The 22,319-nt window shown below is 66.2% G+C and carries 23 protein-coding genes; 13 read left to right on the forward strand and 10 right to left on the reverse strand.

The window, feature by feature from the left end; genetic code table 11:
* Nucleotides 1-27: 27 nt before the first annotated feature.
* The 8 genes from sctT to EO139_RS02295 are packed head-to-tail and all read right to left on the reverse strand — an operon-like array spanning nt 28 to nt 5,645.
* The gene (gene sctT, locus EO139_RS02260) at nt 28-858 is read right to left on the reverse strand and encodes a type III secretion system export apparatus subunit SctT (protein WP_104583505.1); all 831 of its coding nucleotides are present in this window, start codon (nt 856-858) and stop codon (nt 28-30) included.
* A complete protein-coding gene (locus tag EO139_RS02265; RefSeq protein WP_126969183.1) occupies nt 855-1,364 on the reverse strand; it encodes a type III secretion protein HrpB7 in 510 nt (169 codons plus the stop codon). Before EO139_RS02265 ends, sctT begins: the two co-directional genes overlap by 4 nt.
* Entirely contained in the window at nt 1,357-2,685 is a 1,329-nt protein-coding gene (gene sctN / locus EO139_RS02270) for a type III secretion system ATPase SctN (protein WP_126969184.1), read from the reverse strand. Before sctN ends, EO139_RS02265 begins: the two co-directional genes overlap by 8 nt.
* A complete protein-coding gene (gene sctL / locus EO139_RS02275) occupies nt 2,675-3,376 on the reverse strand; it encodes a type III secretion system stator protein SctL (protein WP_126969185.1) in 702 nt (233 codons plus the stop codon). Before sctL ends, sctN begins: the two co-directional genes overlap by 11 nt.
* Entirely contained in the window at nt 3,361-3,990 is a 630-nt protein-coding gene (locus EO139_RS02280; RefSeq protein ID WP_126969186.1) for a type III secretion protein HrpB4, read from the reverse strand. Before EO139_RS02280 ends, sctL begins: the two co-directional genes overlap by 16 nt.
* Before the next feature lie 9 nt (nt 3,991-3,999).
* Nucleotides 4,000-4,764, reverse strand: a complete 765-nt coding sequence (gene sctJ, locus EO139_RS02285; protein WP_126969187.1) for a type III secretion inner membrane ring lipoprotein SctJ — start codon at nt 4,762-4,764, stop codon at nt 4,000-4,002.
* 1 nt (nt 4,765) lies between these two features.
* On the reverse strand, nt 4,766-5,158 hold the full coding sequence (locus tag EO139_RS02290) for a type III secretion protein HrpB2 (protein WP_126969188.1): 393 nt from the start codon (nt 5,156-5,158) through the stop codon (nt 4,766-4,768).
* Between the two features lie 31 nt (nt 5,159-5,189).
* The gene (locus tag EO139_RS02295) at nt 5,190-5,645 is read right to left on the reverse strand and encodes an HrpB1 family type III secretion system apparatus protein (protein ID WP_126944772.1); all 456 of its coding nucleotides are present in this window, start codon (nt 5,643-5,645) and stop codon (nt 5,190-5,192) included.
* 212 nt (nt 5,646-5,857) lie between these two features.
* Between EO139_RS02295 and sctU the strand changes: the two genes are divergently transcribed.
* From sctU to xopZ, 13 genes are all read left to right on the forward strand, one after another.
* Nucleotides 5,858-6,931, forward strand: coding sequence for a type III secretion system export apparatus subunit SctU (gene sctU / locus EO139_RS02300; protein ID WP_126969189.1), 1,074 nt, complete (start codon nt 5,858-5,860; stop codon nt 6,929-6,931).
* 8 nt (nt 6,932-6,939) lie between these two features.
* Nucleotides 6,940-8,862 (forward strand): FHIPEP family type III secretion protein, encoded by a 1,923-nt coding sequence (locus EO139_RS02305; RefSeq protein ID WP_126969190.1) that lies wholly within the window; start codon nt 6,940-6,942, stop codon nt 8,860-8,862.
* Nucleotides 8,862-9,497: a type III secretion system protein SctP gene (gene sctP, locus EO139_RS02310; protein WP_164739680.1), complete on the forward strand. Its 636-nt coding sequence runs from the start codon at nt 8,862-8,864 to the stop codon at nt 9,495-9,497. Before EO139_RS02305 ends, sctP begins: the two co-directional genes overlap by 1 nt.
* Nucleotides 9,498-9,587: 90 nt before the next feature.
* Nucleotides 9,588-10,541, forward strand: coding sequence for a type III secretion system cytoplasmic ring protein SctQ (gene sctQ, locus EO139_RS02315; RefSeq protein WP_164739696.1), 954 nt, complete (start codon nt 9,588-9,590; stop codon nt 10,539-10,541).
* Entirely contained in the window at nt 10,528-11,172 is a 645-nt protein-coding gene (gene sctR / locus EO139_RS02320; RefSeq protein WP_104583496.1) for a type III secretion system export apparatus subunit SctR, read from the forward strand. The genes sctQ and sctR overlap by 14 nt, the downstream gene beginning before the upstream one ends.
* A gap of 4 nt (nt 11,173-11,176) precedes the next feature.
* Nucleotides 11,177-11,437: a type III secretion system export apparatus subunit SctS gene (gene sctS / locus EO139_RS02325; protein ID WP_002802878.1), complete on the forward strand. Its 261-nt coding sequence runs from the start codon at nt 11,177-11,179 to the stop codon at nt 11,435-11,437.
* The gene (locus EO139_RS02330) at nt 11,434-12,249 is read left to right on the forward strand and encodes a 4-hydroxyphenylacetate catabolism regulator HpaA (protein WP_126969191.1); all 816 of its coding nucleotides are present in this window, start codon (nt 11,434-11,436) and stop codon (nt 12,247-12,249) included. The genes sctS and EO139_RS02330 overlap by 4 nt, the downstream gene beginning before the upstream one ends.
* Nucleotides 12,246-13,193, forward strand: coding sequence for an HrpD5 family protein (gene hrpD5, locus EO139_RS02335; RefSeq protein ID WP_126969192.1), 948 nt, complete (start codon nt 12,246-12,248; stop codon nt 13,191-13,193). Before EO139_RS02330 ends, hrpD5 begins: the two co-directional genes overlap by 4 nt.
* Nucleotides 13,194-13,203: 10 nt before the next feature.
* Nucleotides 13,204-13,446 carry an HrpD6 family protein gene (gene hrpD6 / locus EO139_RS02340; RefSeq protein WP_126969193.1) on the forward strand — a complete coding sequence of 81 codons (243 nt, stop codon included), beginning with the start codon at nt 13,204-13,206 and terminating at the stop codon, nt 13,444-13,446.
* Between the two features lie 86 nt (nt 13,447-13,532).
* Entirely contained in the window at nt 13,533-13,805 is a 273-nt protein-coding gene (hrpE, locus tag EO139_RS02345; protein ID WP_104583492.1) for an HrpE family protein, read from the forward strand.
* Between the two features lie 55 nt (nt 13,806-13,860).
* Nucleotides 13,861-14,343: a CesT family type III secretion system chaperone gene (locus tag EO139_RS02350; RefSeq protein ID WP_126969194.1), complete on the forward strand. Its 483-nt coding sequence runs from the start codon at nt 13,861-13,863 to the stop codon at nt 14,341-14,343.
* Nucleotides 14,344-14,518: 175 nt separating this feature from the next.
* The gene (locus EO139_RS02355) at nt 14,519-15,631 is read left to right on the forward strand and encodes a pectate lyase (RefSeq protein ID WP_164739681.1); all 1,113 of its coding nucleotides are present in this window, start codon (nt 14,519-14,521) and stop codon (nt 15,629-15,631) included.
* Nucleotides 15,632-15,745: 114 nt separating this feature from the next.
* Nucleotides 15,746-19,708, forward strand: coding sequence for a XopZ family type III secretion system effector (gene xopZ / locus EO139_RS02360; RefSeq protein WP_126969195.1), 3,963 nt, complete (start codon nt 15,746-15,748; stop codon nt 19,706-19,708).
* A gap of 110 nt (nt 19,709-19,818) precedes the next feature.
* Here xopZ and xopF1 read toward each other — a convergent pair whose 3' ends face one another.
* Entirely contained in the window at nt 19,819-21,840 is a 2,022-nt protein-coding gene (gene xopF1 / locus EO139_RS21360) for a type III secretion system effector XopF1 (RefSeq protein ID WP_164739682.1), read from the reverse strand.
* Nucleotides 21,837-22,280 carry an Hpa3 family type III secretion system protein gene (gene hap3, locus EO139_RS02370; RefSeq protein WP_126969196.1) on the reverse strand — a complete coding sequence of 148 codons (444 nt, stop codon included), beginning with the start codon at nt 22,278-22,280 and terminating at the stop codon, nt 21,837-21,839. Before hap3 ends, xopF1 begins: the two co-directional genes overlap by 4 nt.
* Nucleotides 22,281-22,319 lie beyond the last annotated feature (39 nt).

The raw sequence follows: 22,319 nt of genomic DNA on the forward strand, positions 1-22,319 counted from the left end.
GCACGGCAGTGGATGTCTCAACAATGATCAATTCGCGGCGCCCCCTTTGCCGCCGATGTTGGCGGCATCGTGCAACTGCTGCTGGAAATGGAGGAAGCCGAGTGCGTCACCGGATTGCGTAATGAACACGCTGGTCAGCAATGCGAGCAGCAGCAATGCCAGTACCCCACGGATCGGCTGGCTCAGGTTCGATGGTTCCAGCTTGTCGGCGGCGCGGGCCACAAAGCCGATGGCCAGATCCACCAGCACCAGCACCAACATCACCGGCGCAGACAGCTTGACCATTGCGGTCATCATGTCGTCGGTCTGCTGGATGACGAAGGACTCGGCGACCGCTCCCATGTCCGGCGTGAGCTGGCTCAGCGGCCACCAACGGAACGATTCGAACAGCGCACCGAGCAGCATCAGCATGCCGCCCAGCGCGTAGAAGGACACGATCGCCAGCTGCATCAACACCGTGGACACCGGCGTACTCTGCTCGCCGCTCAGCGGGTTGGTCATCTGGACGTTGTTGTAGCCGGACACATCGTCGATGAGCAGGCCCACGCTCTCGGCAACCCAGAACACCGTGGATGCGGCAAACCCGATCAGCAGGCCGATGAAGGCTTCCTTGAATACCAGGCCCACCAGGCCGGTCGCTTCGATCCTGGCCAGCGCATCGGCCGGCTGTCCGTAGGCGATGAAGGAACTGAGCACATAGATTACGCCGTTGCGCGCCATCCCCGGAAGGCTGTCCTGCGCCGTGGCCGGCAGCACGAAGAACATCACGAACACGCGCACTCCGCACAACGCCAGCAGGGTCAGCAGCGACACGCCCTGGGATGACAGCGCCAGCAGCGCGGTGGCGGTGTCGTTCATTGCCCCACTCCGCGCGCGGCACGATGCAAGCGCAGCCCGACCAACGCCTCGATCGCGTCTTCCTCCTCGGCCGCTTCGCGTTGGGCTTGCCAGGCACGCTGCGCGCTGGCGGCGTTTTCCGCATACATCTGCGCCTGCGCCTGCAGCTTGCTCACGGCCTGTTGCACCGCTGCGGCCTCGTCGCGTGCGTTCTGTAACGCCTGCGCCGCTGCGACCAGCGCCTGCTCTGCGGCGCGGCAGCGCTCTTCCAGCACGGCGCGAAAGCGCTGGTGCTGCAGGATCGCCTCGATGCCGATCGGCTCACCCGCGCCGGCCCTGTCGGCCAGCGTGGCATCGAATGCGGCCAGACGCGCGGTGCAGGCGCTGGCCTCCTGACTGCAACTGGCGCATTCGCGGTCGCACTGCGCCAGCGCGCGCCTGCAGTCGCCCAGACGGTCCTGCATCCGTTCATGACGGCGCGTCTTCAGCTGCTGCAACGTGGTCCAGGTGCCGGCATGCTCACGCATCGTCGATCACGCTGGCAAGCTGCTCCAGGGTGGTGTTGTAGTCGCTGAGCTGGTCGGTGGGCTGGCTGAGGAAGTCGCGAATGGCATCGATCCTGGCGATCGCCTCGTCGGCGACAGCGTCGCTGCCCTGGCGGTATTCGCCGACCTGCAGCAAGGTTTCCACTTCGTTGTACTTGGCCAGCAGACGCCGCAGCTGTCCTGCGTACTGGCGTTGCTCGGCAGACACGATCTGGCTCATCACCCGGCTCAGGCTTCCCAGCACATCGATGGCCGGGTACTGGTTCGTGGCGGCGATCTCACGCGACAGAATCAGATGGCCATCCAGGATGCCGCGCACTTCTTCGGCGATCGGATCGCTGCCGGTGTCGTCCTCGGCCAGCACGGTGTAGAACGCGGTGATCGAGCCGGTCTCGCCCATGCCGGCACGTTCGAGCAGGCGGGGCAGCTCGGCGAACACCGATGGCGGAAATCCACGACGCGTGGGCGGCTCGCCGGCGGCCAGACCGATCTCGCGTTGCGCGCGGGCAAAGCGCGTCAGCGAGTCCATCATCAGCAGAACGCGCATGCCCTGATCGCGAAAATATTCGGCGATGGCGGTGCCGACATAAGCGGCCTTGGCGCGCTCGATGGAGGAGCGATCGGAGGTGGCGCACACCACCACGCTGCGCGCCAGACCGTCCTGGCCAAGAATCATCTCGATGAACTCACGCACTTCGCGTCCGCGTTCGCCGATCAGCACGATCACGTTGACATCGCACTGCGTGCCGCGCGCGAACATGCCCATCAAGGTGCTCTTGCCGACGCCGGCGGCGGCGAAGATGCCCATGCGCTGGCCTTCGCCCAGCGTCATCAGGCCATCGACGATGCGCACGCCGGTCGACATCGGTTGTTCGATCAGGCGCCGGCGCATCGGATCCGGCGCCTGCGCCTGGATCCGGACCCAGCCGTCGCCGGCGAGCGGCCCCTGGCCGTCCGCCGGCTCGCCCAGGCCATCGAGCACGCGTCCCAGCAACGCCGACCCGACCGGCACCGCCAATGGGTGGCCCGATCCGATCACGCGTGTCTCGCGCGACAAGCCCACCAGTTCGCCAAACGGCGCCAGCAAGGCAAGATTGCGGCTGAAGCCCACCACCTCGGCACGCTGCAGCAGCGTGCCGTCGCGCTGGCGCAACTCGCACACCTCGCCCAGGCTGACCTGCACCCCGGCGACCTTGAGCATGGTGCCGATCACCTCGACCACCTTGCCGTAGCGACGACCGAAGGCCAGCGCAGCCAATTCGCGCTCGAGCGTTGCCTCCAGCACCGGCAACTCAGCAGTCATCCGGCACCGCCTGCGGCGCGGCCAGGACGCGGCGGATCACCCGCTGGATGCTGCGTAGCTGATCGTGCAGATCGGCCTCGAACACGCCGGTATCCCATTCGCACACGCAGGCGCCCAGGGCGAGACCCGCGTCGCCGCACAGTTCCACCGGCATGGGCCAGCCTGCGGCCGCCGCGGCCGTATCGAAGGCGCGCCGCGCGTCGTCCAGCGCATCCGGATGCACGCTCACCCTTAAGGCCCTGGCCTCGTCCAGGGCGCCGTCCAGCGCCTGGGCGGCGCGTGCGTACAGCGCAGCGGGATCGTGCCCGTGCAGCACCTGTGCGCAGGCATGCGCGACGATCCCGGCCAGACGCTCGCGGGCGCGCCGTGCGGCGTCCTCGGCCGCGAAGGCATGCCGCACGCCGCGCTCGTTCCACGTGTCGAGCTGACGGCGCAGGCCGGCGGCATAGCCCAACCGTGCGCTGCGCTCGGCCTTGTCCCGGGCATCGTTGAGGATCGCCTCGGCTTGCTGCCGGGCGTCGTCGATCAGCGCCTGCGCACGCGCCTGGGCGTCCGTCAGCGTCTGCGCGCACCGCGCGTGCACCTGTGCAGCCGCGGCGTCCAGTTCCAGCACACGGGCCAATGCCTCACGGGGGATGACGTCGCCGTCCAGGCCGACCGCCTCCGGTGTGGACCTCAGCCACAGGCGCATGGCAGCTCCGGCAACAAGGTGGGAAGCGCCTGCAGGAATGCATCGCTCGCGCCATCTGCAGCGATGGGCGCCACCTGGGCAGCGCCCAGCGGCAAGGACAGCGCGATCACCTTGGCGATGCACGGGTCGGGCCAGGCGCCATCGGCCGCAAGGCGACGCCAGCCATCGCCGACCCATGCCGCCTGGTCGGCGTCGCGCGGCAACAGTGGCGCTGTCATGCCGGTGACCGCGCGATGGCGCACATGCTCAAGTACCGCCGGCCCCACCCGCTGCTCGAACCAGCTCAGGCGCTCGCGCTCGATGCAGCGGCGCAGCGCCAGTGCGCGCGAAAACAACGCGCGGCTCATCAATACCTTGGCGAGCAGGTCGGGCGCCAGCACCACCAGCTGGTTGGCCGGCGAATCCAGCGCAGAGACCTGCATGCGCAAGCATCCCGACCAGGCCTGGATCACGCGCACACGGCGCTGCGCAGGCGCGCGTTCCCAGCCCGATGCAGCGACCGGACCCAGCCAGTGCGCCACCCGCTCTGCCTCCAGCGATTGCGCCAGGGCACACACTGCCGCCGTCCATCGTTGAAGCCACCGTGCCGCGTTGTCGATGCGTGCCTTGTCCATCGGCCGGCCTCACCCAGCAGGTTTTCTGGACAACGCGCGCAGACGCTGCCAGCCGCCCCAGCGGCGTGCATCGGCGCTCGGCCACCAGTACAGCGCTGCTGCACCAACTGCCACGCACAGCGCCAGCGCGCATCCGGCCAGCCATGGCCACGCCCAGGCACGTGGGGGCGCCGGTGTGGAGAGCTGCGCGTCGCTTTCCGCCCCGCCTGGCACCAGCGTGACGCTGACGTTCTCGTAGGTCAGTCCTTCCACGCTGTGCATCACCAGCGTCTTGATGCTCGGCACCAGGCTGGTCAGATCGCTACCGACGCGAAACTTGATGAACACCGCGGCGCTGGAGGGTTTGACCGAGGTGGACAGCGGGTCGTTGTTGGGAAGCACGATCTCCACGTCGGCCGCGATCACCCCATCGATATTCGACAGGGTCTGCGACAGCTGCTGCGACACGCCGTAGATGAAGCGCACGCGTTCTTCGGTGGGTGTGGAGATCAGGCCGTCCTTCTTGAACATCTCGCCGAGATTGGCGTGCTGCGCGTGCGGCATGCCATGCGCGCGCAGCACCTGCAACGCGTATGCCAACTGGTCATGCGGTGCGTTGATCGCCCAGGTCTTGCCGTCGTCGGGCGTGCGCTTTTCCGCATCCACATCGGCGGTCAGCAGCACGGCGAGCATCTCGTTGGCGTCGTTCTCGGTCAGCCCGGAATACAGCTGCTGGTCGCAGCCAGACAGCAGCAGTGCCAGCAGCAACACCACCAGATATCTGAGCGCTCGCATGCTATTGGTTCTTGAACAAAGTCTGCACGGCGTTCTTGCCCGACTGCGCCACGCCGACGCTGACATTGAGGTTGAAGCCGACCATGGTCAGCTCGTGCATCAGCTTCATTTGTTGCGAGGCCATTTCCTGCAGGTCCATGGTCGGCGCCCGCATGCTGAAGGCATCGATATGCTCGGCGATGGTGCGCACGCCATCGTTCTGCACGTCGACCATCCGACTCACCATGCTGGGCTCTCCCACGCGCTGCATGGCAGGCGGCAGCGGGCTGGAGGATTGCATCAGCGCCTGGAAGCGGTTGACGAGCGCCTGGTTCGGCGCTGCCGTCGGCGATATCGCGGGCGTGGACAGGCCGGAACTGGCAGTGATCGGGGCAACAGGAGGAATGAGCGTCATGGCATGTTCCGCAGGCTGGGTAACGTCCGGGTCAGGCGCGCAGATACTGCGCGTTGGGAACCTCCATCGGCGCGGCGGATTCGGTCGCCGATTCCGCCTGCATGGGGGCCGGCGTGTAGCGTCCTGAGAGCGCCTTGACCAGGCCAACGGCGTCGGCATCGGCGTCCTCTTCGATCAGGCTGTCTGCAATGCCATGCCACGAGGCGTCGCCCACCGCAAACAGGCAGCACGCGTACAAGGCCTTGCACAGTGGCTTGGAGCCGGCATCGGCCTCCAGCTCACGCAACAGGCGCGCACCCTCCAGATAACTGCCACGCTTGATCGCGATCCAGGCATCGAAGGTATCCAGCGCCTTCAGCTCCGGCCGCAGCACCCGCACGGCGGCCAGTACCGCTGCGGCCTCTTCGAGTTTCTCGTGCGTCAGCCCCACCGTGATCAGTTCGATCAGCCCACTCACGACCGAACCGGGACATTCCATCTTTTCCATACCGCACCTCGTCATTCAATGGCTGTGGACAGCATGCGTGCGTAACGTACGCGTCGGCGCCAACCAAGGCTCTTCAGAAGCGAACATCGGAATACCATCGCGAACAAACACATCGTGCTTCGTCCACCCATGCACACGTTCGCCCTGGAAGCGGATCGCCTGGCGATGGCTCAACCAGAATCGGCGTGCAGCAACCGCGGCCGGAGATCGCCATGTCGGATGAGAAGACCGAGAAGCCGACAGAAAAAAAACTGCAGGATGCGCGCAGGGATGGGGAAGTGCCGCTCAGCCCGGACGTCACTGCCGCCGCCGTGCTGCTGGCCGCGTTGTTGGTGATGAAACTGGCGGGCAGTTATTTCGTCGAACACCTGCGCGCCTTGATGTCGATCGGCTTCGATTTCAGCGCCAATACACGCGATGCCACCGCCTTGCACCGCGCACTCGGTCGCATCGGCGTCCAGGGCGTGTGGCTGACGCTGCCCTTCGTGGTCGCATGCCTGGCCGCAGGATTGATCGGCAGCTTTCTGCAGACCGGGCTCAATGCCTCGCTCAAACCGGTCACGCCCAAGTTCGATTCGCTCAATCCCGTGAACGGGGTCAAAAAACTCTTTTCGTTGCGAAGTCTCATCAACCTGCTGAAATTGGGCATCAAGGCCGCGGTGATCGGCGTGGTGCTGTGGTACGGCCTGCGCGCACTGATGCCTACGATCATCGGGCTCGCCTACCAGCCAACGGCCGACATCGCCCAGATCGGCTGGCGTGCGCTGGGCATCCTGTGCGCCCTGGCGGTGCTGGTATTCGTGCTGGTCGGCGCGGCGGACTGGAGCGTGCAGCACTGGCTGTTCATTCGCGACAAACGCATGAGCAAGGACGAGCAGAAACGCGAACACAAGGATAGCGAAGGCGATCCGGAATTGAAGGGAAAGCGCAAGGAATTCGCTAAGGAACTGGTCTTCGGCGACCCGCGCGAGCGCCTCGCCAAGGCCAAGGTGATGGTGGTCAACCCGACCCATTACGCCGTCGCGCTGGCCTACGAACCGGACGGCTTCGGTCTGCCGCAAGTGGTGGCCAAGGGAGTGGACGACGGTGCGCTGGAACTGCGTGCCTACGCGCACAACCAGGGCATTCCGATCGTGGCGAACCCGCCATTGGCGCGTGCGCTGCATCAAGTCGAACTGGGCGAGGCGGTTCCCGAATCACTGTTCGAAACGGTGGCGGTGGTGCTGCGCTGGGTCGACGAGCTGGGCCGCGACAACGATGACGGCAGCGGTCCGCTGCCCTGCTAGGAGATCGCATGCGCCTGACACGGTATTTCGCATACACCGGTGAAGTGGCGATCGCCGCCTTGGTGGTGGCGGTCATCGGCTTGATGATCCTGCCGCTGCCCACCCCGCTCATCGACACGCTGCTGGGCATCAACATCACCCTGAGCGTGGTGTTGCTGATGGTCACGATGTACGTGCCCGACTCGATCTCGCTGTCGTCGTTTCCCTCGTTGCTGCTGTTCACCACGCTGCTGCGGCTGTCGTTGAACATCGCGTCGACAAAATCGATCCTGCTGCATGCCGAGGCCGGCCACATCATCGAGAGCTTTGGCGAGCTGGTGGTCGGCGGCAACCTGGTGGTGGGCCTGGTGGTGTTCCTGATCATCACCACGGTGCAGTTCATCGTGATCGCCAAGGGTTCCGAGCGCGTGGCAGAAGTCGGTGCGCGCTTCACCCTGGACGCGATGCCCGGCAAGCAGATGAGCATCGATGCCGACCTGCGCGGCGGCAACCTGAGCGCAGACGAGGCACGCAGCAAACGCGCGCGGCTGGCGATCGAGAGTCAACTGCACGGTGGCATGGATGGCGCCATGAAATTCGTCAAGGGCGACGCCATCGCCGGCCTGGTGATCACCATGGTGAACATCCTGGCCGGCATCGTGGTGGGCGTGACCTATCACGGCATGAGCGCAGGCGAGGCGGCCAACCGCTTTGCGATCCTGTCGGTGGGCGATGCGATGGTCTCGCAGATCGCCTCGCTGCTGATCTCGGTGGCGGCCGGCGTCATGATCACCCGCGTGGCCAACGAGAACGAGGCCAAGATCAGCTCGCTCGGGCTCGAGATCGGCCGCCAGCTCACCGGCAATGCGCGCGCCTTGATGGCGGCGAGCGTGCTGCTGGCCTGCTTTGCGTTCGTTCCGGGATTTCCTGCGGTGCTGTTCCTGCTGCTGGCGGCGGCAGTGGGCGCAGGCGGCTATACGATCTGGCGCAAGCAACGCGATGTCAGCGGCAGCGATCAGCCCGCACTGCCATCCACCAGCCGCAAGGGCGCCAAGGGCGATGCACCGCACATTCGCAAGAGCGCGCCGGATTTCGCCTCGCCCCTGTCGATGCGGCTGTCGCCGCAACTGGCTGCGCGGCTCGACCCGGCACTGCTGGACCAGGCGATCGAGTGCGAACGCCGGCAGTTGGTGGAACTGCTGGGCCTGCCGTTTCCGGGTATTGCGATCTGGCAAAGCGACGCCCTGCAGGACCTGCAGTACGAAGTACTGATCCACGACGTCCCGGAAACCCGCAGTGCCTTGAGCGATACCGCAAACCTGCAGAAGGCGCTGGCCCAACAGGCGATCGCACCGCTGCGTGCACGCGCGCATCTGTTCGTCGGCATCCAGGAAACACAGTGGATGCTGGAACAGGTGAGCGCGGACTATCCCGGGCTGGTTGCAGAGGTCAACAAGGCCATGCCCGCCCAGCGCATCGCCGATGTGTTGCGGCGGCTGCTGGAAGAACGCATCCCGGTGCGCAACATCAAGAGCATCCTGGAGAGCCTGGTGGTGTGGGGACCGAAGGAAAAGGACCTGCTGATGCTGACCGAGTATGTGCGCTGCGATCTCGGCCGCTATCTTGCGCACACTGCGACCGCAGGCACCGGGCAGCTGCCTGCGGTGATGCTCGACCACGCGGTGGAACAGTTGATCCGGCAGTCGATTCGCGCCACGCCGGCAGGCAATTTCCTGGCCCTGCCACCGGAGCAGGCCAACCAGCTGGTCGAGCAGGTGGAGCGCATCGTCGCAGATCAGGCACAGCATCCACTGGCGGTGGTCGCATCGATGGACGTGCGGCGTTATGTGCGCCGCATGATCGAGGCGCGCCTGAACTGGCTGGAGGTCTATTCGTTCCAGGAACTGGGCGCAGAGGTGCAGCTGCAGCCGATCGGCAGAGTGGTGGCCTGATGCGCAAGCCACCGGTCCGCCACGTGCGCATCCTGCCGATCGCCGGTGCACCGTTGCCGCCGCACGCAGCGCCCACTCCGGTGCGTGCGACGCAGCGTGTCAGCTTCATGCAACTGCGCCGACGCCTGAGCAGCGTGCTGCGCGGATTGCCGGACATGGTGGTGCCGGAGGATGGCGACGACGCTCCGCCGCTGCCAGGCGATGCGGATGCTGCCAGCGACGGTCACGACGCTGCGCCGCTGCCAGGCGCGCCCCCCTGCCTGGATGACGGCAATCGTGGACAGATCGCCCGAGGCAACGACAGCGACGCCTTGGGTCGGCAGATCGCCGCCGAGTGGATCCGCACCCAACGCGCGCAGATGGCCATCCACCACATCGCGCTGCGGGTGGCCGAATTCTGCAATGCCACGCCGGTGCGCGGCGCAGGGATCTGGGAGGCGTGGCTGGAGATCAACCACGACATCCTGCCGCAGACCACGCTGTTCTTGCGGCTTTCGCCAGACCAGCTATCGCTTCGCTTCGACAGCGGCTCGCCCGAGACGCGCGAGGTACTTTGCAATGGAAGAAAGCGTCTGGATACCGCATTGAAGGCCGCGCTCAGCGACACGCTGCAGATCAGCATCGAGGTCGCCTAGCGCCGCACATGCAGAACAGCCATATCGAGGGACCCCGCTTTGTCAACCGAGCCGAGCCCGACGCCAACGGCACGCGACTTGTCGCAAGCGCTGACCCACGTGCCTGCTGCGCGCGCGCAGCTCGGCAGAATCCTGTGCGACCCGCGTACCGCACGCCGCTGCGGCTTTACCGCGCAACGCCGCGGCATCCGGGCCGCGGAAGCGGCGCGCCTGCAGCTGCAGTTCGATAGCGGCACCCTGGAGTTGCGGATCGCCGCACGCGACGGACTGGCGCCGCTGTTGAACGAAGCCGATGCCGCCCTGCGCACCGCGATCGCCGATGTGCTGTTGAGCGATGCGCTGCGCGCCTTCGCACCACTCGGACTGGGCGCTGCCGAGGTCGTCGCCTTCGAGCGCTGCGCGGACGCGGCCAATTGCCGCGACATCGGCATCGCCCTCGGCGACATCGACGCGATCGCGGAGACCGCCAGCCCATTGCTGCTTGCCGCGCTGCAAACCGCTACCGCTGCGCTGGCGACACCATCGCCACTGCCGGCCTGGCTGAGCGCACTGCGGCTGAGCACGCGCCTGCGCATTGGCCAGCGCACGGCAGCGGCGACGCTGCTGCAGTCGCTACGCCCGGGCGATGTGCTGCTGCACGCGCTTGGCCCGGCTCCGGTGCGCAGCGGCGAGTTGCTCTGGGGCCTCCCCGGAGGTGCGGTGTTGCGCGCACCGGTACGCCTGAACCCGCAACAGATGATTCTGGAGACCGCCCCCGCCATGCAGCACGATACGCCCGAGTCCGATCCCTCGCAGTCCACCACCGATGTGGCGGCACTGGAGCTGCCTGTCCAACTGGAAGTGGACCAACTTGCGCTGTCGCTGTCGGTACTGTCGGGCCTGCAGCCCGGCCAGATCCTCGAACTGTCGGTGCCGGTGGATCAGGCCGACATCCGTCTTGTCGTCTATGGCCAGACCATCGGCATCGGCAGGCTGCTGGCGGTGGGCGAACATCTCGGCGTGCAGATCCTCAGCATGTCGGAGACTCCACATGCAGATGCCTGATGTCGGCTCGCTGCTGCTGGTGGTCATCATGCTGGGATTGCTGCCCTTCGCAGCGATGGTGGTCACCTCCTACACCAAGATCGTGGTCGTGCTCGGCTTGCTGCGCAATGCCATCGGTGTGCAGCAGGTGCCGCCCAACATGGTGCTCAACGGCGTCGCGTTGCTGGTGTCGTGCTTTGTGATGGCGCCGGTGGGCATGGAGGCGTTCAAGGCCGCGCAGAACTACAGTCCCGGTGCCGACAACAGCCGCGTGGTGGTGCTGCTCGACGCCTGCCGCGAACCGTTTCGGCAGTTCCTGCTCAAACACACGCGCGAGCGCGAAAAGGCTTTTTTCATGCGCTCGGCGCAGCAGATCTGGCCCAAGGACAAGGCCGACACGCTCAAGCCGGACGATCTGCTCGTGCTGGCGCCGGCGTTCACGCTCAGCGAGCTGACCGAGGCGTTCCGCATCGGATTTCTGCTGTACCTGGTCTTCATCGTGATCGATCTGGTGGTGGCCAATGCGTTGATGGCAATGGGTCTTTCGCAGGTGACGCCGACCAACGTGGCCATTCCGTTCAAATTGCTGCTGTTCGTGGCGCTGGATGGCTGGTCCATGCTGATCCACGGCCTGGTCTTGAGTTATCGGTGACGCCATGGACCATGACGATCTGGTGCGGTTCACCTCCGAAGCCTTGTTGCTGTGCCTCAAGGTGTCGTTGCCCGTGGTCGGCGTCGCCGCGCTTGCCGGCTTGCTGATTGCCTTCATCCAGGCAGTGATGTCGTTGCAGGATGCGTCAATTTCGTTTGCGCTCAAGCTGGTGGTGGTGGTGGCTGCCATTGCGGTCACCGCGCCCTGGGGCGCATCGGCGATCATGCAGTTCGGCCAGGCGCTGATGCAGGCGGCCTTTCCATGATCCGGCGCATTTCCCCAGGCGCTGTGCCGCCGTCGCTGCCGACCACGCCCGGCGCCTCGCATCACCATGCCGATGCGCCGGGAGCTGGCGCGCAGCCGCTGGCGGACACGCCCCATCATGCCCCCCGTCTGCGCCCCGCTCCGCCACGCAGGCGGCGACGCGGCATGCGGTCGCTGGATGGCATGGACGACGAGCTCGACGCCACCGACCAGGAAGATGCCGAAGCGGCGCGCGTGTCGGCGCTACGCGGCCGCGTCAGCATCGCAGTCGCTCAACCCCAGGAGCAGGGACAACGTCAGGACGATCAGCATGGCGCCGGTGGTCGCGCACATGCCGGCGATCCGCACGCAGGGACGTGGCCAAGCGCCTCGCCGGTACACTGGGACGAGGATGTGCGTGCGGGTGTCCAGGCAGTCATCGATCGCTATGCGGCAACGCGCGCCGCCGACCAGACGGTCAGACGGCACGCCCTCACCACCGCGTTCGTGGAGTTGCGTGACATCGGCATTGCCCATCCGGTCGCCGCATCGCTGACCACCATGGTCTGGATGTTGATGCGCGAGCACCTGCAATCGGTCCAGGCGAGCACCTTGTCCGAAAGCATCGACACCTTGCGCAAACGCCTGGCGGAGATGGTGCGCGCGCAACCGGAGCCCACACCGGCGCTGCGCAGCTACAACCTGCTGCTGCCGCTGATGCTGATCAGCGCGGGAAAGCCGCGCAGACCCGCTGATTGTGCGCGTGGCGTCACATGTTTGAACACGCTACTGATGGAACACCAAGACGGGGCCGCTCAGGGGATTCGTGCATGATCATGCAACTTCGCATACTGACGGGAATACACGCCGGCGCGCGATTAGATTTGCAGCCAGGCAGCTACACGTTAGGCGCCGATCCCCAGGCCGAGATCCGGATCGAAGACTGGCCTGATGGCCCGCTCATCATCGAGGTGGATGCAGATGGTCAAGTTCGTTATCGCAGCGACGCGTTGCCAACGACACCGTTTGTTGCGCTGCATCCAGTGCGTTTTGGTCCGTTGGTGCTGTGCGTCGGCGAGGCTGCAGCGGAGTGGCCGGACGATGTGGCGCTGCTGGAGCGGTTGCTGTCTCCAGCCGCGACGCCGGCAACACCCCCACCACGCAAGTCCAGGCGCACTGCGCTGCGCGCAGTGGTGGGCGCCATGCTAGCGCTGGCCGCCGCAGCGCTGCTGCCCTCCCTGCTACCGGCCTTTCTCTCCGATGCCGCTCCCGCGCGCAGCCAGGACAACCAGCTCAACCAGGTCCGGTCCGTGCTGAAACGGCTGGGCTTGCGCGAAGCGCGCGTGGAACAGGTCGGTACGCGCGTGCGCGTCGAGGGTTTGGTGGCGAGCAGCGCGGATGCGGCACGCCTGCGCGTACAACTGCACCGGTACCAACATGCGGTCACGGTCGATGTGCTGGTGGTGGATGAGGTGCTGGCAACCCTGCGCGATACCTTGGCCGACCGCGATCTGAACGTTCGCTACGACGGCCAAGGCGTGTTCTCCATCGCCGGCAGCAGCGACAACGCAGAGCGTGCAATCCGAAGGATCGCCGATCTACGCAGCGATCTGGGCCCGGAGGTCCGCAAGCTGCATGTGGACATCACCCAGCAGGACCCGTCGGTAAAACCGCCCGCCAATTACGACGCCGCGCTGCTCGCCGACGGGTTGCATTACGTCGAGACCCCGGACGGCACCAAGCACCTGACTTCCCTGCCGCAGCACGCGGCGCCATGAGAACCGCACCATGTTCGACGCCATGACCCATACGGTCACCCAGGATATGAGCAAGATCTTGCAGACCAAGGCGGAGGATCTCTCCGGTGAGCGACTGCGCAACATCGATGCAGCGCTGCACACGACCGCGCAACAACTCCGTGTGCGTTGGTCTGCAGCGAGCGATCAGGCTGCGCGCAACAATTTCACCGTCTTGCACGACGGCATCAACGCCGCACGCGACATCGTCGCGCACATTGCCAGCATGCCTTGATCATCGAGTTCCTTGGCCACGTTGGTCAAGCAAAACGCGCCGGCAGGCGCTCCACGTTACTTCATCTTTAGCTGAGGAGTATTTATATGTCGGATTTACAATCGATTGGGCCGCGATTGGGCCAGGGCGGGGATCTGTTTAAATCGGACTTTTCAAGCAGATACGACAATCATATGAGCAGCCAGACTTCAGACAATCAGATGGATAGTCTGATGGGTGGCATTGGCCATTCAGCCTCCGCACAGGAGCGCATGAACAACTACCTGACCGAGAAGAAGAACGAACTTGACTTCAACGTAGCGCTCAACAAATTCATCGGCAAGGCTGGCGACAACGCGAAGCAGCTGGTTGGCCAGTAATGGGCCCTGACATGACGCAGGGCCGGTGCATGGCCCTGCGCATGTCGTACGACAGATGAGCAGCACCCGATTCGAAGCGATCGTCCAGCAGATGTGCGAAGCACTGGACCTGCCGGATGTGCAGACGGTGCTCAGCAAACGCGTGCTGTGGGTGGACGGGTTTGAGGTCTATCTGCACATGCCTGCAGCCCAGACCGACGATGAAGCACAGCAAGCGCCGGAAGAAGAAGCGCTGTATCTACGCATCTGCTACGGCCTTGCTCCTGCGGGACGCAGCTTGACGGTCTTCCGGCTATTGCTGGAAGCCAACCTCTCGGTGTACGCGCAGGACCAGGCGCAACTGGGATTGAACGACGCCGGCGTGATCGTGCTGATCGTGCGCGTTCCGCTGGACGACGACGTCGACGGCGCATGGATCTGCGATCTGCTCGTCCACTACGCCGAGCATGGCCGTTACTGGAACAACAATATCTTCATTGCACACGACGAAATGTTTGAAGGAATCGCGACAGGGAATTATCTATGGCTACGCGCCTGAGGTGTTCAGCCGTGCATGCAAGCTGATGCCTGCAGCGAGGCAGGCACGACTCAGCAGCACGCTGATCGGAGCCTTGCGCATCCACTGCACCGTGTCACATCGCCACGCTGTCGCGCCGTGATTCCCCCTTCGCAGGATTTCTTACGCCATTCATCACTCGCAAGGACACTCGCCAATGAATCTCGCCATCCCCTCACACACCACTGCGAGCTTGCAGCCGTCCTCGTTCTCCCTGTCGCAGCAACAAGCCCTCACCGCGGTGATCATGAGCATGCTGGCGTACTGCATGCAACGCGTGCTCAGCGACATGCTGCAGTCACAGGATCAGCCATCCAGTGCCGGTCAGTCACCGACCACCCCCAATCCGACGCCCTCGATGCCGCCATCGAACCCGCCGAGTTCCACCAACCCCGGCGGACAACACGGCAGCGGGACTGGCAATGGCAGCGGCGGCGATGGCAGCAACACCAACAAGGGCAACGGAAGCACCAACGGAACAGGAGCCGGCAACGGCACATCCCACAGCAACCCGGGTCAACCGGCAACGCCGCCTGGCACCGGCCAGCCGGTAACGCCCAGCCCCAACGGCACGCAAGCATCCCTGCCTCCCGGCAAGGTCGTCACCGCACCGCCCGGCGTACAGAACAAGCCCATCGTGGTGCATAAGGGCGAGGTGTTCGACGGCAAGAATCAGAGCTATATCGGCGGCCCCTGCCTGGGCAAAGGCGATCAGGACGAGCACCAGCAACCGTTGTTCGTCGTCGAGGACGGCGGCTGCCTCTGCAACGTCAACATGACGGGCGGCGGCGACGGGGTGCATTTCATGGGCAGCGGCAAGATGGTCAACTGCGTCAACGAAGATGTCAGCGAGGATGCGGTCACCATCGATGGCCAGGGCAACCGCGAGCATGATGCGGGAATTGCAGGTTGTAGCGCTGAGGTCAGCGGCCGGCCGAAGGTCGAGATCATCAATTGCACGTTCAAGAATGCCGCAGACAAGGTCGTGCAGGACAACGGTGCTGCCGACGTGGTGATGTCGGGTGACACCGTCGAGGGTGCCAGCAAGGTCTTCCGCACCAATGGTGGGCATGCCGATATCAATACGAGCCTTCAGGTGGAAAACTGCGAGTTCAATCAGGTCAAGGAAGCAGTGTTCCGCACCGACGCGCCAGGCGCGACGGTGGCGTTGGCAAACCTGAAGACCGATGCGCCCGACGAGGTGATTGCTCCCAACGCGTCCCAGGTCATCGGCGCGACACGCATCGGCCATAAGGCCTACAGCGGCTGATCACACTCTGCACCGTTGCTGTGCGTCGATCGCGCCCGGCAGATGCATTGCGTTGACGCATCTGCCGGGTATCGGCGCCCGGTGGTGTCGAGGTCCACATGCGAGGAGTCGAGCGTGACCCGTATCCGCCCTTCCACCCTGACATTCGGGCTGCCTGGCAACAGCCATGGCGCGGCGCATGCGGGTACGCCGTCGCCGCACAAGCAGGCCCATCACCGACTGCATCAACTGGATGGGCCAGCGGCCGAGTCCGAAGCACGCGCTGCAGAACTGGATGTGGCCGCACGGGTGTATCGCTACACCGCAGCTGCTGCCGACACCGGACAGGGCACGCCTGCGCCACGCGAGACAGGCAGGCTGCGGGGCGTGCGGAAGTCGTTGCAGAAGCTCGCCCGGCTCGCCGGCACGGCGGTGGGCATCGCCCGGCAGGCCACTCCCGACCATACGCGCCTGCTGCGCTACCAGGGCACATCTGCGCAGCCTGCACCGCCCACTCGGGCAGAGCCGGGCCACTGGCACACACTCGCTCCTTTGCAGACAGCGACATTCGCCGCCTCGCAACGGCTAAGCGACGCCCGGATCGCCGTGCGCAAGGCCGCCGCGCTGGAGCGCCTGGTGGTGCTGCATATCGATCGCCTGGAGCAGGACACAAGCCTGCAGGCCAGACGCGCGCCGCGCCTGGCCGACCGTGCCAACGCCACCCGCAAACGCCAACAGGTGCTGGCCACCTGGAATACGCTGCTCCGCAAGCACATCGCCAGTTGCAGCGAGCGCCTGGCGCGCACCGAGCACCAGCTGCAGCAGCAACTGGACCAGCTCACGGCCATGCCCGCGCCTGCTGCAAACGAGCGCCGACCGCGCTTGCGTGACCTGCTCAAGCACGAAGCCGAGCTGGAGCGCATCCGCCAGCAGCACCAGCACGCGCAGCACCTGTCCGCCCTGCGCGAGAAACAGCAGGCCTTGCTGCAGCGCCTGGAAGCGCGCGCCGCCAACCTCGACACCACACTGGCACAGGCGCTGCAGTCAGCACTCATCGTGGCCGGCGACCTGTTCGAGACCGCTGCGCGCGCCGACGCGTTGCGTGCACTGCTGCCGGCGCTGGCGGATCTCACGCAATCGCTCGAGGAGGAGGTTGACCGCGCAGCGGCCGACGATCTGCGCGCCAGCCAGGCGCTGCGGGCCGCATCGGACGCACTGATTGCCGCGCAGATCGCGCAGACCGCCTCCAGCACAACCGATGCCGCCGCGGCCACCGCATTGCGCAACCGCTTGTCGTCCTGGGCGAGCGGGCTGTCCACCGCGCGTTTTGCAGACCAGGCCGTGCCTGCAGCGGGGATCGTGGCCATCGCGCTCGGCGCGCTGCGCGCGGCAGTGGCCGGTGTGCTCGGCGACAACCGCGCTGACGCCGCGGCGCTGCTGTTGGCCACCTTCGACCGTGTCCACGACAGCACCTGGAGCGCGCTGATCCCCGCCGATCCGGAACGGCCCGAAGACCCGCCGGGCATGACGATGGGCGAGCACTCCGCCATTGCCCGCGCAGCGATCGAGGCGGCGACAACGCATTGGCTGGAGACCCTGGGACGTGTGCCACGCGGCCGTCAGGTACTGGGACAGTTGATCCAGGCACGCCACGAGCGTGCCGCCGACCCCGGCCGCCAGGACATCGCGCGCATTGCGTTGCGGGCCGATGCGCTGCTGCGCGCCGCACCTGTGGACGATGCCGCCACGCGGTGCTGGCTGAGCGGTGCGCGGCGCGCCGCCGGTGTCGCCCTGCACGCGGCCGACCCGGCAGACGCGTTGCGCACCTGCAGCAGCGACGAACGCGCGGCCTACCATGCGCTGCGCAACGGCTACGAGTCGCGTGCTCCCGATTCGGCGTATGCGCGCGCAAACGCCCACCTGCAGGCGTTCGGCGAGGCGGTGCGTACTGCCACCTCGCCGCATCCTGCCGGCGCACACGCGAGCGCTCCCAATCCACTGCAGGCCTTGTCGGAGGGGCTTGAGGTCGCATCGGCCACCGCACTGCCGACACCGCGTCGACGCACCAACCTGACCCTGGAGCACGCCGCGGCTGCCTTGGCCGGCTACCTGGGCGCATTGCATGCGGCCCGACCGCAGGGCAGTGTTCCATCGCAGGCCGAGCTGCACTGGCAGGCGGCGGCCGAGCTGCTGCAATGGGTCGATGAGGACGTGGACCGCAGTTGCGTGGTCTTCGATGCCGCCACCCTTGCACGCATCGCCGAACGTGCCGCAGCGCTGCACAACCACCATCAGGCGCAGGCATCCCGAACCCCGGGCGGTGCAGCGGTGCAGGCAGCGCCACCGGAAGGATTGCGGCGTGCCTGGGAGCAGGTGCGGAGCGGTCGCTGCACCGCGCCAGCCGCGTTCGATCTGCTGCGCACCTGCCTGTCTACGGTGCGGGCGGAGCACGCAGAGCAAGCGGCGGAGCCGCAAGCAGGCGATCCCTCGCCACAGGCCACGTTGTGGCTCGCACATGCGCAGGACTGCCTGGCGCATTTCGACGCCGCCGTCGACAAGACCTTGCAGTTGATGAAGCAGACCGGTGCCGGCGCCCTGGCTCACCCCGAGGCATTGCTGGACCTGCTGCGCGACATGCTCTCGCACCTGGAATGGCGCGACCGCTGGCGGATGACCTGCCAACAGACCTGGGGCGCCAATCTCGCACCGCTTTCGGCGGCAGCTGCGATTGCAGGGTCTGCGTTCGGCCTGGGTACACGACTGATCGCCAGCATGCAGTGCAATCGCGATGCCTCGCTGGAGTTCTACATGGGACGTACCGGCCTGTACCTGCAGATCAGCCGCCAATCCGCGACGCAGTGCCAGCTCGGTGCGGGTCTGACTGTCGGCTATGGCATCGATGTGGAAAGCGACTACGCGGCAGCCGGGGTGTCGGCCGCCGTGGACTGGCGCTATCGGCGCGAGGCCGGCGTGGAAGACGGCCTGCAGCTCCGTATCCCCCGGCTGGGCAAGGGACGCGAGCCGGAGCTGCTGCAGGCATTTTTGCGCATGCTGGAGCATCTGGTACGCCGCGCAACGCCCGATCCTTCCGCACAACCCCCCGACGCGGACTGGATGCAGGCATTGCTGGCCGAGCATCCGGACGCCAGCGTCGGGCTGATCGACCAGGCCGCACGCGTCAGCCAGGGCACCGAATGCGGCGCCAGCGTCAGCGCCGGCCTGCGTGCAGGCGATGCGCACGGCCGCCGCGCGGGCGGTGCGCTGGGGCTCGGCGTCAAGTCGCGCCAGGACCTCGGCTGGACATCGACGACCGTGGCCGGCTACATGACCACGCACTACTGCGACGCCACCGCCGCACGCCGGGTGGAAGCGGCCGCACGCCTGACGGCCGGCGTGCAACTGGCGCTTGCCCAGCATCGACACGGAGGCGCATCGGCAACGCCTGCGGCCAGCACCACGCTCTCGGCACTCGATGCCGGCTATGTCGCCGAAGTGAGCGCGGACGTGGCCACCGCGTTCTGCACGCTGTTCCAGTTCGGTGGTGAAATCGATGCGGTCCGCAGCGACCGCGCAACCGACTTCGCGCAATTCGCCGCGTTCGAGCGCCTGGTCCGCACCCAGTGGGAGCGCTGGGCCGACTACGGCCTGGTCAAGCTGGGCACCGATGTCGACCAGACCCTGCAGCCGGTGCTGGCAGAGCTGCAACTGGAGCATTTCATGCAGCAGGCCAGGCGCTTTGCCGATGGCAACGCGCTGGCTGCGCTGTTCGCCGACGAGGCGTTACGCAGCGAAGCTGCACCGCTGCTGGACGTGCACCGCGCACTTGCACTGGTGGCGCAGGATGCAGGTGACGACACGGCTGCACTCGCCGAGCGCACCGCCTTCGACGCGTTGCTGCAGCAGCCCGCCGTGTGGGAGCCGACGTTGCTGCTGGTCCGCGAGAAGACAAAACTGACCGAAGAACGTGGCGTGGACTTCATCGTCAAGCGCCAGCGCAACCGCATCGCCGAGGCCATGCGCACGGTCGGTCAATGGCCAGCGTACGAAGCGGTGCCGCGCGCCGTATCGCCCCGCTCCACCACCACTACTCGCACGTAAGCCGCGCACCGGGCTGGCCCCGGGACCGCCAACAAACGACAGACGCAACGGCGGTTGCGTCTGTCGTGGCGGCGTGCGCGACGCAGTGGATCAGCTGCAGGATCGACCGCTCACGGCCTGCCGTTTTCCCACTGGCGAAGTTCCTCACTTTCGTGCAGTGCCTGCCTGAGCTTCTGTAGCTCGGTCTTGAGTGTCTTGGTCAGGTCGTTGCGTGGCACGCCGCTGAACATCGCCGCCTGCCCGGCGTGCAGGCGGTCGAGCACAGTGTCGATGGTCGCCATCGAGACCGATTGCGTGCCGACCTCCGTGCGCAATTCCTCCAGGGCTTCACGCAATCTCCCCGCCAGCGGCCCAGTTGCAGGCGCAAGCGGCTGCCCCTCCTCCAGGGCGCGCGCAATCTCTGCCGATGTCGGCGCCGACAACAGCGCGATCGCCGCCTCGACGGGTTCGGCCAGCGCCTGAAGCGTGCCTGCGATGGTGCGTTGATGACCGGCGGCGCTGGCGGCGCGTTCCTGGTCCAGGCGCGTGGCCTGGGTGGTGTTGGCGCCGTTCTTGGCCTTGAGCGCATTCCAGATCGTATCGTTGAACAGGGTCTGCGCTGCCTGTTGCACGACCGTGGCGGTGGAATTGGCGGCTTCGCCCGCAACGCTGCCGTTTGCGTTACCGCCACGCAAGGGCGCAGCGATGAGGCGGCCGGCCCCGAGCGAGGCGAAATTGGCCAGCACGTTGCTGAGCATGTGACGGCCCAGCACATCGCGTACCGCAGTGGTGATCGCGTTGGTGGTGCTCAAGGCCTGCCTGGCCAACGCCAGGCCTTCCATCCCGGTTTCCAGCAGGTAGTTGGGGAAATGCACGGCGTCGGACCATTGCGCGGGCCGACGGGTCTTGTCCGGCAATGCCAGCGCAAACAGATTCAGCCGCTGCTGTCCGCCAAGCAGGTCGGGCACGCGCATCTGGCCGGTACGCGCAACCGCCTTGCCGGTTTCGAGCATCGCCTTCTGCACCACCCCTGCCCCGCCAATGGCGAGCGCGCTCAAGCCCAGTTGGCCGGCCGGCGTGCGCGTGCCCGGGTCGGCGGAGGTCCGCCGCGCCGCGTTGAATCCCGCGTTGATCGTCGGCTTGAGCAGCAAGGTGTCAAGGGACTTGTCGTCCAGGGTCGATTGCCACTGGGTGATTCCCTGGCGGAGGTCGTAGGTCTGCGCCTTGAGCTCGGGAAGCGTTTCGGTGTTGCCTTCGCCGGGACGCGTGAAGCGTTTGCCCTCGGCAGTGATTTCCAGCAGGGCCGGCGGCGGATCGGGCACCAGGATCTTGGGGTCGATGGCTTGGAACCGCGGCAGGTTGGCAACACGCGCGCGCCGGTCCATCGCCGGGATCAGCAACGTATCGCTGGTATAGGACATCAGGCCCGCCACTGTGCCGGACAGCGTCGTCGTACTCAGCGTCTCCGATCCGGGCGCACGCGCGCCATCGTAGGCTGCACCGGCGGCGAGACCGAACGGGGTCCGCATCGAGCCGATGACGAAGGCCCTGAGGCACTCGTAAGCGATCGGCCACGCTGCTTTTGCGCCTGCCGTCTTCATATCGCCGACGATCTGGTATCCGGCATCCGGCCCGAACGCGGCGATGCGTTCGTCCACGCGCGCGTCCGCCCATTCCAGATACGCGGCCTGCAGTGCCTCCTGCTCCTCCGAGGGCGCTGCAAAGCGCAGAGTGCCCAGGCGAGTCCGTAGCTGCGCCTTCAACTCAGCGGCCGCCGCCGCGCTGCGCTGCGCATAGCTCGCTGCAACGGCAGGCGCATGCGGCTCATCGACGACCGAGGACGCGGGGCTTACATACGGAGTGTAAAACGCTGCGTCCGTCGACTCGGAAGAATGCGATGACTGCGAGGACTCCGAGCGATGTGATGCACCATGCGAGGACTCGGCATGACTTGCGTCGGTGGTCACGCGACGTGCAACCGGTGCGCGGCGACCGCGCAATACCGGGCCCGAAGAGGGCAGGCCGGCGAGCGGCCCGGTTGGCACTCGCGCCTGTGGCAGGGCGACGGCCTCCTCGGCATGCGTCGGGCGTGTGGGTGCAGGAGCCGTTGCGCGGCCGCTGGAAGAGGTCCCGATGTTGCTGGAGAGCTTCATGAGGCCACCTCGGCCGTGCTGCCGGCCTGCGTCACCAGCGCGTCCAGCACCACACGTGCGGTCACCTGCCCGCGCTCCAGCGCAGTGGCCACGGCATCGGGCGTGCGTTCGACCAACAGCGGGCAGACACAGAGCAGGCCAAGGTCCGAGAGCGTGAGCCGCCAGCCGTATTGGGTCAGCAATTGTTCCTGCAGCGCCAGCAGCGTCACCACCTCCTCGCCGCCGAGCTCGCGTGCGGCCAATGGCAGGATCACTTCCGGAAACGCCGTCATCTCGCCCTGCTGCATCTGCGCGTGGACACGACACAGCATGCCCGCAGGACCAAGGATGGTTTCGCCTTGGCCAAGTCGCTGCGCAAGCTCCTCAGGCAACCCAAGACGGACTCCCAGGCTGGTGAAGAATGTGTCGTTCACTGTGTGGAGATTTCCCAATTCCGACATTGTCCGAAATCCTCGAGAAAGTATGCGATGGGTACCGAT

This window comes from Xanthomonas sp. BRIP62411, from assembly GCF_003993525.1.
In the GTDB taxonomy this organism is placed as follows: domain Bacteria; phylum Pseudomonadota; class Gammaproteobacteria; order Xanthomonadales; family Xanthomonadaceae; genus Xanthomonas; species Xanthomonas euroxanthea.